The sequence below is a fragment of the Aeromonas sp. MaB10011B genome, assembly GCF_017939325.1.
Taxonomy (GTDB): Bacteria; Pseudomonadota; Gammaproteobacteria; order Enterobacterales; family Aeromonadaceae; genus Aeromonas; species Aeromonas caviae.
In genome coordinates this window covers 1-12,466 of the sequence record NZ_JAGKRK010000090.1, presented here as the reverse complement: position 1 = coordinate 12,466, position 12,466 = coordinate 1, and the positions used below count along the sequence as shown (strand labels likewise).

The following is a 12,466-nucleotide window of genomic DNA, read 5'->3' as shown; positions in this document are numbered from 1 at the left end:
AGCACTTATCCCGACCCTGATAGGGTAAAGGGAGCGCAAGACGGTCGAACCCGGCGGCCATTTTGATTACACTGACGCCCGGCATGTCCGCCCCTTTCTCTTTTATCAGGTGTTCACGACTTCTATGGCGCTCAAGGCAACCATCTTCAAGGCCCAGATCAGCTTGTCTGACATGGATCGCAATCTCTATCAGGACTTCTCCCTCACCCTGGCCCGTCACCCCTCCGAGACCGACGAGCGCATGATGATCCGCCTCGCGGCCTTCGCCTGGCATGCCGCCGAGCGGCTGGAGTTCACCAAGGGGCTCTCTGCCGACGACGAACCCGAGCTCTGGCGCAAGAACTACTCCGACGAGATTGAACTCTGGATTGAGCTGGGCCAGCCGGACGAGAAGCGCCTCAAGAAGGCGTGCAACCGTTCCCGCCAGGTAGTGCTCTACCTTTACGGCGGCCGTGGCACCAGCGTCTGGTGGAAGCAGAACCAGGGCAAGCTCGGTCTGCACGACAACCTGAGCGTCATCGAGCTCTCCGACAGCCAGACCCTGCCGCTGGCGGCCATGGTGGAGCGCACCATGCAGCTCACCTGCACCATCTCCGACGGCCAGCTCTGGGTCAGCAACGGCAGCCAGGAGGTCACCCTGGATCCCGTGGTGCTGATGGGACGTCCGGCCCGCGAACTCTGATCGGGAGCCCCCATGTTCAGCGCCCTGCTCAATATCGTCATCCCGGTGTTTGCGGTGGCGGGCCTCGGCGCCCTCTATGGGCGGCTGCGACCGGGTGGCGACCTGGGTTACATCAACCGGGCCAATATCGAGCTCTTTACCCCGGCGCTGGTCTTCTCGGCCCTGGTGAAATACCCGCTGGATCTGGCGGCGCACCTGCCGCTTGTCGCGGCTGGCGCCCTGGTGATTTTGCTCCCTGGCCTGCTGCTCGCCCTGCTCAGGCTCAAGGAGATAGCGCGGGCGGCCCTGATCCTGCCCGCCATGTTTCGCAACACGGGCAACCTCGGCATTCCGCTGATGGTGCTCGCCTTTGGCGAGCAGCAGCTCGGCGCCATCGTCATCCTGTTCGTGCTCTCCAACCTGCTCCACTTCACGGTGGGCATGTTTATCCTCTCGGCCAGTAGCTCCCGCTGGGGCTGGCTGAGAAGCCCCGTGCTCTGTGCCGCCTTCGCCGGCCTGCTGGTGGCCAACCTGCATATCCCGCTGCCGGAATACCTGGTGACCAGCGCCGCCCTGCTCGGTCAGATAGCGGTGCCCCTGATGCTGTTTGCCTTGGGGGTGAGGCTGATGGAGGGGGATCTGAGCCATCTGGGGCTGGCCCTCAAGTGCAACCTGCTCTATCTGCTGGCGGGGGGCCTCTCCCTTGGGCTCGCCGTCTGGCTGCTGCCCCTGGAGCCTGCCTGGATCCCGCTGCTGACACTCTCGGTGGCACTGCCCCCGGCGGTATTGAATTACATCCTGTGCGAGCAGTACCAGTGCCAGCCCGACAAGGTGGCCAGCATAGTGCTGGGCGGCAACGCGCTCTCGATAGTGGTGATCCCGCTGGCGGTCTGGTTGGCGCTGCATCTGGGGAGTTGACCCGGTCTTATTTTCACCTGCAAGGACGCCTGATGGCGTCCTTTTTATCGCCATCGTGCATGTCCGATGTTGCTTTGCTCATCGAGCACAGCCGAGCTTGCTCGCTTATCTGGCAAGGTCTTGAAACAGGTTCTGGTTAGCCGGATAAGGCAGAAAGTGGAAGGGGGAGGAAAGGGAATAAAACCGGGCGGCCAAGGCCGCCCTGTTTATTGATGGGTGGCCGGCTGAACCTGGCCATCCTTGCGCAGCTGGGTATAGAGGCCAACTCCAGCCAGCAGGCCGGCGAGGGCCAGCAGTGTCCAGATGGCGGTGGTGGGGCGGGTGCCCGCGTCCCCCAGCATAAAACCGATAAGCAGGTTGCCAAAGAGTGCCATGCAGCCGCCGGCGCTGGCATAGAAGCCGTAGTAGCTGGCGAGCTGGTCAGGGGGAGCGTAGCGGGGCAGCTGGGCGGCAAAGAGCGGGAAGCAGAGGATGGAGCCCAGGGAAAGCAGGGCCACCTGCGTCAACACGCCTGCCGTCGGCCAGGGGGAGAGCAGGGGCAGGGCGAGATAGCTCAGCCCCATCAGCCCTATGCCGAGCCCCATGGCGAGCGGCACCCCCAGACGGCGCTCCACCAGGCGCGATGCCGGCAGCTGGAGCAGGACGCCGATCACCGCCGAGAGGGTGAAGACGCCGCCGAGCAGCCGGGTGGCGTCCGGCAGGCTCTGGATATGGGCGGGCAGGGCCAGATAGAGCTGGTGGAACAGGATCTGGTAGCTGCCCGCGAGCAGGGTGAACCCCATGAAGGGGCGCTGGCGCAGGATGTCCCCCCACTGGCGCAAGATGGCGCCGCGCGGTCTCTGGTTGGCCACCGGGCGTTTGGGCAGCACCCGATACTGCAGCACCCCGAGCAGGGCGAAGAGGCTCGCCGCCAAGAGCCCTGTCAGGGCATAGCTCTGCTGGGTCAGGGTGAGGCCGACCAGGGGGCCGAGCAGCATGCCCGCCTGGCTGGCGAGATTGTGCAGGGCGAAGGCGCGCTGGCGCTGGCTCGGATTGTGGCATTCGCTCGCCAGATAGGCCTGGGCGCAGGGGGTGAACAGGGCCCCGGCAAAGCCAGTCAGGGTCGCCGCCAGCAGCAGTATGGGCAGGGACTCGGCCCAGCCCAGCAGCAGGAAGCCGACCGATCGCACCAGGCAACCCCAGACGATGGCGGGGTGATAGCCGATGCGATCCCCAAGCGTCCCCCCTAGCAGGAACAGCCCCTGCTGGCTGAAGACCCGCATCCCCATGACCAGGCCACAGGCCCAGCCGGCCAGGCCCAGGCCGCTGCCCATGTGCTGGGCGAGGAAGGGCATCATCATGTAGAAGCCGAGGTTGAAGGCGAGCCCATTGGTGATGAGCAGGCGGGCGGCCGGGCTCATACCCTGCCAGTCCCGCCAGTAGGAGGCGCCGTTCATGGTCGCCTCCCGCCACCGTGTCGGGAGGAGGTCGCCGGGGTGGCGCAGCACTGTGTCATGACGTCTTTCGCAGGGTTCTGAGGAAGGGGATGCCGCGCTGATCGTGGCTTATCTCCACCGGCACCTGGTAGAGGCGCTCGATGAGGGCCGCGTCGAGCACCCGGGCGGGGGGGCCGAAGGCTTGGAGCTCCCCCCCTGCCAGCACGATCAGCTGATCGGCAAACTGGGCGGCCAGGTTGAGATCGTGCAGCACCACCAGGGTGATCCACTGCTGATCCCGGGTCTGCTGGCACAGGTGCTCCATCAGCTGCATCTGGTGGTGCAGGTCCAGGGCGCTGACCGGCTCGTCCAGCATCATGATGCGGGGATCGCGCAGCAGCACCTGGGCGAAGAGCACCATCTGCCGCTGGCCGCCGCTCAGGGAGTAGAGGGGGCGATCCGCCAGATGGGCGATGCCGAGCGCATGCAGGGCGCGGCCGGCCGCCAGTATGTCCTCGTCCGCGAGGCGCATGGAGAGGCTGTCGAGGCGCCCGAGCACCACCACCTCGATGACGCTGAGATCCAGCTCCAGCTGGATGTTCTGGGGCATGTAGCCAAACTGCTGGCGCCACCTGGCCTGCGTCATCTGGCGGGCACTCTGGTCCCCGAGGCGGATGTCGCCACTGTCCGGGGTCAGCTCGCCGAAGAGGGTGCGCATCAAGGAGGTCTTGCCGGTCCCGTTCGGGCCGATGATCACATGGACCTGACCCGGATGCAGAGTGAGGCTGAGATCCCGCAGCAGGGTCTGCTGGCCGAGGGAGAGGGAGAGTCGGGATATTTCAAGCACGTTTACGCCCCCTGCCGAGGATCAACCAGATGAAGAAGGGCACGCCAATGAGCGCGGTGACGATGCCGATGGGGAAGAGGGCTCCCGGAATGATGGACTTGGAGAGCACCGAGGCCGCCGAGAGCATGCAGGCCCCGCACAGGGCGGAGAGGGGGATCAAAAAGCGCTGATCTTCCCCCACCAGCATGCGGGCGATATGGGGGGCCACCAGGCCGACGAAGCCGATCACGCCGACGAAGCTGGTGGCGGTGGCGGTGAGCAGGGCGACCAGCACCAGGGTCTTCATGCGCAGCCTGTCGACGTTGACTCCGAGGCTGCGGGCACGGGCTTCCCCGAGGCGCAGGCTGGTGAGGGCCCAGGCATCCCGGTAGATGAGCAGGGTGCAGATCAGGGTGACGACGGCGGTGATGATCAGGGAGTCCCAAGTGGTGCGCATCAGGCTGCCAAACAGCCAGAACAGGATCTGCTGGTTGAGCTCGGGGGAGGAGAGGAACTGCAGCAGGGAGAGCAGGGACTGGAACAGGAACAGCAGGGCGATGCCCGCCAGGATCAGGGTCTGGCTGCTGACATGGCGCATCATGGCCAGCCCAAACAGCAGGCAGGCGGCAAACATGCACACAATGAAGGCGCCGGCCGGGATGGCCACTAGGGGGGAGAGCCCGAGGCCGCCGGTGTAGAGGGCGAGCGCCGCGCCCAGGCCCGCCGCCGCCGCGAGCCCCAGGGTGTAGGGACTGGCGAGGGGGTTGTCCAGCAGGGTCTGCATCTGCACGCCGCCAAGGCCGAGGGAGGCGCCGACCACCAGGGCCATGAGGGCGATAGGCAAGCGCATGTCGTGGACGATGGTGCGGGTCATGGGATCGGCCTGGGCGGGGGAAACCAGGGCATCGATCACGTCGTGCAGGGCCAACAGGGAGGGGCCGGTGGCGATGTCGAGCACCAGGGTAATGCACAGGACCAGGGTGAGCAGCAGGAGCCAGTGCCAGCGACGGCGCTCCCGTTGCCGCTGCCGGGCGAGGGTCTGCTGCAGGGCAGCCAAATCATTCATGATGTCAATCCTGAAACGGGCGCCGCAAGAGGCGCCCACACAATCCAAGAGGGTTGCTGAAGAGGGCGTGGCCGAGGTGGGCCGCACCCGAATTGCCGGGGTTAGCTTGCGTCATCCTGCTTGATGCCCAGCATGAAGGTGCCCTGGGGACGGATGGGCAGGTAGTGCTGGTAGAACGCCTGATAGGTGGCCAGGGGAGCGAGATCCTGGAAAAGGTCCGGATAGAGGGCCTTAGCCATGAACTCGATGAGGGCGGCATCCATGATGCTGCGGGTGGCGCCGTGATAGACCGCGTAGAGGCGACCCTCCTTCACCGCAGGCAGCTCGCTCCAGCCCGGACGGGCAGCAAAGCCTTGCAGACGCTGGCGCACGGTCTCTGCCGACACATCCTGGCCCACCTGCATGGCGACGGCAGTGCTCACGCTCTCGTAGCCCGCCATCAGGATCACCTCGGGCTTGCTCGCCAGCAGTTGTTCCGGGTGGATGGGGCCCCAGCGATCGACGAAGGGGGCGGCCACGTTGTCGCCACCGGCCAGCAGGGCCATGGCGCCCCACATGTCCTTGCCATAGGTGTAGCTGTACTCGGCCGGACCCTTGTCACCCAGCTCGATGTAGACCCGGGGCGGCGTGCGCTTCGCGGCGGCGATGCGGGAGGTGATGGTGTCAATCTTGGCCTTGTACTCGTCGGCCATCTTCCGGGCGCGGGCCTCCTGGCCGGTCAGCTTGCCAAGCAGCAGGGTGCTCGCCATGTGCTGTGTCAGGGTCTGGGCGTTGTAGTCGATGACCACCACCGGGATCCCCGCCTGCTCAAGGCGTGGCAGGTCGGCGGCCAGGGCCTCATATTGCCACTTCGCCAGGATCACCAGGTCGGGCTTGACCGCCAGGGTCTTCTCGATGGAGAAGCTCTGATCCTGTACGTTGCCAAGGTCGGGGACCTTGGCCAGTTGTGGCTGGCTGGCCACGTAGAGAGACCAGATGGCGGGACGGGACTTCATGAACCAGCCCAGGGACATGCCCACCAGGCGTTCGGCCCCGCCTTCACCGGCCACCGCCAGGTAATCTTCGGGATAGAAACCGAGCACGATGCGGCTTGCCGGAAGGCTGAGGGAGACCTTGCGGCCCATCACATCTTCCACTTCAACGGGGGGGGCGGCCTGCGCCATCCAGCTCACCAGGACGAGCTGGCCGAGCAGCAGCAACTTTGCCAGGGGGTGACGAAACATCTTGTAGCACCTCGAGAATAGAGACGGTCAAAAAAGAAAGTGAGAACTATTGCCATTCGCGAGCGCAAAAGCAACAAACGTTTGTGTCATCCCCTCTCTTGTTATTTCTGTCATTACTGAAACCGGTTCCACAAGAGCACCAGGAGAGAGTCTCATCCCGCGGTTTTCTGCCTTCTCGGGCCACGAAGGGGGTGGCGCCCGGTATGGCACCCATGGATTTGCCCATGATTCGGAGTCTGTGAGTGGCGCTGTTCACGAAATGGTACCGGGCAGAGGCCGCCGTAGTGTTCCCCCCGTCTGCCCCGGAGCCGATGTCGCTCCCTGACGGAGGCAGCCAGCAGGGGCTGGGGGGCGACAACTTCCTGCGCAGCGATGGCAGACACTGCCCATTCGGGTATTGCCCGTCACCTTGGCGCAACATTTTGTTGTCATTGTTAGCCAGCTCGCAGCAGCCCCGGCGTCGACGGGGCAGAGTGGGCGCGCAGTTTCGGCCGGGGGCTGACATGCCTCCCGCTGATGGCTGCATCCAAGGTGCTGCGGCCCGCCTTGTGCGGGGCGCCAATAACATGATCTGCAAATAAAAAAGGAAACTGACCATGTCAGGAAGACACTCTCTGGTGGCGCTGGCCGTCGGGCTGGCGCTCGCTGGACAGGCACAGGCACAACTGCTCATCACCGAATACCTGGAAGGGTCCGGCAACAACAAGGCGGTGGAGCTGAGCAACCTCGGCAGCGACGCCGTCGATCTCTCACAATACCGGCTGGCCCTCTACGCCAACGGCAAACCCATCAGCGAATCCCCCACCAACAGCCTGGCGCTGCAAGGCACCCTGGCCCCGGGCGCCAGTCTGGTGCTGGCCAACCCCTCCGCAAATGCCGAGATCCTGGCCAAGGCCAATCAGACCAGCGGCAACCTGGTGTTCAACGGCGACGATGCCCTGGTGCTCTATCGCGGCAGCGAGATAATCGACAGCTTCGGCCAGGTAGGGGTGGATCCGGGCACGTCCTGGGTCTCCGGCAACGTTTCGACCCTGGACATGACCCTGCGCCGCAAGGCCACCGTCACCATGGGCCGCACTGATGCGACGTCGCCTTTTGATCCGGCGCAGGAATACGTGGCCGCCCCGAAAGATGACGCCAGTGGCCTGGGTTGCAGTGGCGATGGTCCCTGCGATGGCACCCAGCCGCCCGCCTTCGTCTGCCCGGTGGATCAGTTGGTGCCGGTGCCCGCCATTCAGGGCCCCGGCACCAGCAGCCCCCTGGTGCCAGCCGGCAAGTTCGAATCGGAACAGGCTTACGCCACCCGCGGCGTGGTGACCCAGGTAGTGAGCGGCCTCTACAAGGGCTTCTTCATTCAGGACGAGCAGGGGGACGGGAATGCGGCTACCTCCGACGGCCTCTTCGTCTACACCACCAAGGCCAACGCTGCCGTCGTGCCGGGGGCCGAGGTGTGTGTGTCTGGCAAGGTGAAGGAGTATTTCAACCAGACCCAGATCAACGCAGACGAGCTGGTGGTGACCCGGCCGCAAGGGGCCATCCCGGCTGCGGTGGATCTGCTGCCGGTGGCGGGCGAGAGCCTGAGCCAGCTGCTGGAGCGTCACGAGGGGATGCAGGTACGGCTGGTGCCCGGTTCCAGCCTGGTGGTGACCCGCAACTTCAGCTTCGATTACGACGGCAAGCGCAACAACCTGGTGCTCTCTTATGGCGCGCCGCTCATCAAGTCGACCCAGAAATTTGCCGCCATGAGCCAGGAGGCGAGCGACTGGGCCCTTCGCAACCAGCAGAACCAGCTGGTGGTGGAGACCGACGCCAAGGCGCCGGACGGTGTGCTGCCCTGGTTCCCCGGCTTCAACGCCGAGGACGGTTACCTGCGCATCGGCGACAAGCTCAACGGGCTGGAGGGGGCGCTTGGTTACTCCTACAACCTGTTCAGGCTGGTGGCCAGCAATCGCATCGACGCGAGCCAGATAGATCACAGTGGCTGGGATCGGGTGGAAACCCCCGAGCTCGCCGAGGCGGGGGATCTGCGGGTCGCGAGCTTCAACGTGCTCAACTTCTTCACCACGGTCGTGGGCGGGGATGCCAACCCCACCGGCAGCAACCGGGGCGCCCTGACGGTGGCGGAGTTCGAGTTGCAGCGCACCAAGATAGTCAGCGCCATCACCCGCCTCAATGCCGACGTGGTGGGGCTGATGGAGATCGAGAACAACGGCTATGGCGACAACTCCGCCATCGCCAATCTGGTTACGGCCCTCAACGCCGCCCAGCCGGACGAGGCGGATCACTACCGCTGGATTGCCTCGCCGGATGGCAAGCCCATTGGCACCGACGCCATCACGGTGGGGCTCATCTACCGACCCGCCAAAGTGACCCCGGAGGGGGCCGCCAGCCTTATCGCGCTGCCGGTGCAGCAGGCCGAGGCGGTGGACGCCAGCGGCAAACCGGTGACCATCAATCAGGGGATGCGCGAGTCGCTGGTGCAGCGTTTCAGCTCGCCCAAGGGGGATGCGCCCCTGACCCTGGTGGTCAACCACCTCAAGTCCAAGGGCTCCGCCTGCTTCGAGGATTACCCCGACTACGCCAGCGCCGATCCGCTGGATGGCCAGGGCCACTGCAACGCGCTGCGGGTCTCCGCCGCCAAGGTGCTGGGGGAGCACCTCAAGGATCTGGCCGGGGATCTGCTGCTTATCGGCGACATGAACGCCTATGGCATGGAGGATCCCATCCGGGTGCTGACCGACTATGATCCGGCCGCCCAGGCGCGCCAGATCATGAGCGCCTCCTTCACCACTCTGGCGGGTCAGCCCTTCGAGGAGAGCGGCAGCGCCCTTGGCAAGGGGTATGGTCTGGTGAACCTCAATACCCGCTTCCATGGCACCGACACCTACTCCTACAGCTACGAAGGGGAGCTCGGCAACCTGGATCACGCCCTGGCAAACCCGAGCCTCGCGGCCAAGGTGATCGGCATCGAGGATTGGCACATCAACTCCGCCGAGAGCAACTTCTTCGAGTACGGCACTAAGTACAGCGGTCAGCTGGCGAAATCCGAAGGGCCCTTCAGCGCCTCGGATCACGATCCGGTGCTGGTGGCCATCCAGTATCCGCAGCCACCCGCCGGGGTATTGAGTCTCGAGAGCGCCGCTGCGAACGTGGAGGAGGGGAATACCTTGTCCCTGAGTGTCAGTCGCAGCGATGGCAGCCACGGGGAGGCGAGCGTCAGCTATCGCATCGTCTACGGCAGCGGGGACACAAGCGACGTGGCGCCCCTCACCGGCACCCTGCACTGGGCCGCCGGGCAGAGCGAGCCCCAGACCATCAGCATTCCGGTGAAGAGCGACACCCTGCACGAGGGGGACGAGACCTTTACCCTGGAGCTGTTTGACCCGAGCGGCGCGGCCCTGGGGGATCAGCACCAGACCCTGGTGACCATCAAGGACAAGCTGGCGCCGTCCACCATCTCGCTGGCGCGCGCCAGCATGACGGTGAACGAGGGGCAGTGGTTTGCCGAGATCCCCCTGGTGCGCAGCGGCGATCTGAGCAAGCCGGCCCGGGCCCGGGTGGCCCTTGACGGAGTCACGGCGCGCTGGGGGCTGGATTTCCTGCCCTGGTTCAGCCAGACCGTGAGCTGGGCTGCGGGCGAGGGGGGCAGCAAGTCGGTCAAGGTGCTGATCATCGATGACTGGTTTGTGGAGCCCACCGAGCAGTTCAGGGTGAGCCTCGATCGGGTGGAAGGGGGCCAGCCCGGCGCCCTGCAGCAGACCCGGGTCGACATCCAGGACAACGACAAGTCCTGGTGGCCCTTCGGTCGCCACTGAGGATGACGTCTCAATATAAAAAGGGGCCTGCGGGCCCCTTTCTTAGTTGGGAAGACTTTTGTTGGGAAGACTTGTTGCAGACAGGTTGGGTTGCGAAGATGAAAAAGGCCCACCGTCATGGCGGGCCTTCCTCATGGCAGGGCGCTCCTAACGGAGTATCAACCCTGCGCGTTGCTCAGTACCAGCTTGCCATCCTTGACCGGAATGGTGGGGCCGGGTTGCTTCTCCATGCGTACCACCCCCTCCTGGCCGGCGAGGCGGTAGGTGACGTCATAGCCGATGGTGCGGGTGCTGCTCTCCTGCACCGTCTTGCAGCGCTGCTCCGTGGTGGTGTAGGTATCACCGGCCTGCATGTTGCCCTGCACCTGATTCCCGGCATAACCCCCTGCCACGGCACCGGCGGCGGTGGCCACCTTCTTGCCGCTGCCACCGCCAAACTGGTGGCCGACCACGCCGCCCAGGGCCGCGCCAACCACGGTACCCAGGATCTTGTGCTCGTCCTGCACCGGCTTGCGGTGGGTCAGGGTGACGTTGCGGCACTCCTGACGTGGCGTCTTGATGGTCTCGGTCACCGGCTTGCTGGCCAGCACCTCGGCAAACTGGGGCTCTGATGAAAACAGGGATCCGCTGGCGACCGCCGACAATGCCAGCGCAGAGGCAACACCGATCCCGACACCTGCCAACATGGATTTGTTCATCACTCTTCTCCTTGTACTCATACCCGTTGAGGGCTTGGGATCATTCTTGGCATTTTGCGCCGCAGGCTCAAGGCAAGGGCCACGGGATCGCGACAGGGGCTGACTGCGCAAAAAGTGACCGCACAAAAATAGCGTCGGCGATTGGCGACAGGGGGAGCAGGGCCGAGGGCCCCTAAGACGTTTCGCTAATACCTGGGATCTGGCCCCCTTGATACCCTTTCATCCGGTTCCAGCCGGCATCCTGGCCCCGCATCAGGGCACAATGCCGGTCGTGGTGAACCGCGAGTGCCACCCCGTTTTGTGTCCCTGTGAGGAAGGATCCGATGACAGAGCAGAACATGTACGACGCCGGCCTTGGCAAGACGCCCGCCAATTTCGAGGCGCTGACCCCCTTGAGCTTTCTGGGGCGGGCCGCCCGGGTCTATCCCGACTATCCGGCGCTGATCCACGGCCCCTTGCGCCAGAGCTGGGCCCAGACCGAACGCCGTTGCCGCCAGCTCACCTCGGCCCTGCGCCGTCGCGGCATTGGCGAGGGGGACACCGTCTCCATCGTCGCCCCCAATGTGCCGGCCATGTTCGAGGCGCACTTCGGGGTACCCATGAGCGGCGCTGTGCTCAACACCATCAACACCCGGCTCGATGCGGACGCAATGGCCTTCATCTTCCAGCACGCCCAGAGCAAGGTGGTGCTGGTGGACCGGGAGTTCGGCGCAGTGGTGCGAAAGGCGCTCTCTCTCATTGACAGCCAGTCCCTGGTGATCGCCATCGACGATCCCCTCTACCGGGAAGGGGAGCTGATCGGCGAGCTCGACTACGAGGGGTTCATCGCCCTGGGGGACGGGGACGAACCCGGCTGGCTGCCGGCGGACGAGTGGCAGGCCATCTTAAATGCGAAAGGGGACTCCCTCCGACGTAGGTGGGAGGGGAATTTCGCCGGGGCGTCAGCCCCGCTGGTTTTGAATGTATTGCTTGATCACCTCCAACGGTGCTCCGCCGCAAGAGCCCGCAAAGTAAGAGCGTGACCAGAGTACGGGTTTGCTGTAAGCACCTCTCAAGTCCAGAAATTCATTACGCAGTCGCCTTGATGTGACCGCCTTTAACGAGTTCACCAGTACCGATAGCTGCACCGTTGGCGCGTACTCTATCAGCATGTGAACATGATCAGCCTCTCCGTCACACTCTTTCAGTTCCGCACCAAAACCTCTGCAAACCTCTGCCGCACACTGACCGAATGAAGCGTGATGCAGATCCCCCAGTATCGGCTTTCGATACTTGGTAATAAACACCAAATGTACGTGCAAAACGTAGGCCGCATGGCGTGATTTATTAATTTTAGTGAATTGCATTCTGTCACTCAATCGGGCATTAATAGATATGGCAATAATGCTGCACACTGAGCGCTAAATGCAAATTCTGAAAGCCTACAAATTCCGACTCGAACCGACCGAACAACAAGCGCAACGCCTGCGCCAGTTGGGCGGTTGTGCTCGTTATGTCTGGAATCACGGGCTGGCAGAAACCAAACGCATTCTGGATGCTGGCGAAAAACTGCCTTCTGCCTTTGAGCTGAACAGGATGCTCACCAGTTGGAAGAAAGACCCAGAAATGGCCTTTCTGGCCGAGGCATATACCGACAACCTCCAGCAGAAGCTCAAGGATTTGCATGGCGCGTGGATGCGCTGCTTTGATAAGAAACTTGCCGCCAAGGCACCCGTATTCAAGAAAAAAAGCGACAACCGCGACGCTATCCGGTTCGTCAACTTCGACAAGTATTGCCGCCTTGAAAAGGGTCGCGTGAAGCTGCCTGCCGGGCTGGCGTGGGTCAAGTTCCGTCAGTCCCAGCC

The 12,466-nt window shown here is 64.0% G+C and carries 10 protein-coding genes and 1 pseudogene; 5 read left to right on the top strand and 6 right to left on the bottom strand.

Going from position 1 to position 12,466, the window contains the following annotated elements:
• Positions 1-124: 124 nt before the first annotated feature.
• Both J9893_RS20575 and J9893_RS20570 read left to right on the top strand, forming a co-directional pair.
• Positions 125-682: a YaeQ family protein gene (locus tag J9893_RS20575; protein ID WP_052815038.1), complete on the top strand. Its 558-nt coding sequence runs from the start codon at positions 125-127 to the stop codon at positions 680-682.
• A gap of 12 nt (positions 683-694) precedes the next feature.
• Positions 695-1,579, top strand: coding sequence for an AEC family transporter (locus tag J9893_RS20570; protein ID WP_052815037.1), 885 nt, complete (start codon positions 695-697; stop codon positions 1,577-1,579).
• A gap of 206 nt (positions 1,580-1,785) precedes the next feature.
• On the opposite strand, the gene J9893_RS20565 is transcribed toward J9893_RS20570, so the two are convergent.
• From J9893_RS20565 to J9893_RS20550, 4 genes are all read right to left on the bottom strand, one after another.
• Positions 1,786-3,015 (bottom strand): MFS transporter, encoded by a 1,230-nt coding sequence (locus J9893_RS20565; RefSeq protein ID WP_052815036.1) that lies wholly within the window; start codon positions 3,013-3,015, stop codon positions 1,786-1,788.
• 55 nt (positions 3,016-3,070) lie between these two features.
• Complete coding sequence (locus tag J9893_RS20560) at positions 3,071-3,841, bottom strand: ABC transporter ATP-binding protein (RefSeq protein ID WP_143237503.1); 771 nt, start codon at positions 3,839-3,841, stop codon at positions 3,071-3,073.
• The gene (locus J9893_RS20555; RefSeq protein ID WP_053288212.1) at positions 3,834-4,886 is read right to left on the bottom strand and encodes an iron ABC transporter permease; all 1,053 of its coding nucleotides are present in this window, start codon (positions 4,884-4,886) and stop codon (positions 3,834-3,836) included. Before J9893_RS20555 ends, J9893_RS20560 begins: the two co-directional genes overlap by 8 nt.
• 101 nt (positions 4,887-4,987) lie before the next feature.
• Positions 4,988-6,109: an ABC transporter substrate-binding protein gene (locus tag J9893_RS20550; protein WP_210600746.1), complete on the bottom strand. Its 1,122-nt coding sequence runs from the start codon at positions 6,107-6,109 to the stop codon at positions 4,988-4,990.
• 596 nt (positions 6,110-6,705) lie between these two features.
• On the opposite strand from J9893_RS20550, the gene J9893_RS20545 reads away from it, so the two are divergent.
• Complete coding sequence (locus J9893_RS20545) at positions 6,706-9,924, top strand: ExeM/NucH family extracellular endonuclease (protein ID WP_052815032.1); 3,219 nt, start codon at positions 6,706-6,708, stop codon at positions 9,922-9,924.
• 158 nt (positions 9,925-10,082) lie between these two features.
• Here J9893_RS20545 and J9893_RS20540 read toward each other — a convergent pair whose 3' ends face one another.
• A complete protein-coding gene (locus J9893_RS20540) occupies positions 10,083-10,622 on the bottom strand; it encodes a glycine zipper 2TM domain-containing protein (RefSeq protein ID WP_010674678.1) in 540 nt (179 codons plus the stop codon).
• Between the two features lie 323 nt (positions 10,623-10,945).
• On the opposite strand from J9893_RS20540, the pseudogene J9893_RS20535 reads away from it, so the two are divergent.
• Positions 10,946-11,506, top strand: a pseudogene (locus J9893_RS20535) (AMP-binding protein); the annotation flags it as partial.
• A gap of 57 nt (positions 11,507-11,563) precedes the next feature.
• Here J9893_RS20535 and tnpA read toward each other — a convergent pair.
• A complete protein-coding gene (gene tnpA, locus J9893_RS20530) occupies positions 11,564-11,968 on the bottom strand; it encodes an IS200/IS605-like element ISAs26 family transposase (RefSeq protein ID WP_102948427.1) in 405 nt (134 codons plus the stop codon).
• Between the two features lie 58 nt (positions 11,969-12,026).
• Between tnpA and J9893_RS20525 the strand changes: the two genes are divergently transcribed.
• Positions 12,027-12,466, top strand: a 440-nt coding sequence (locus J9893_RS20525; RefSeq protein WP_210621941.1) for a helix-turn-helix domain-containing protein, incomplete at its 3' end; no start/stop codon positions are given.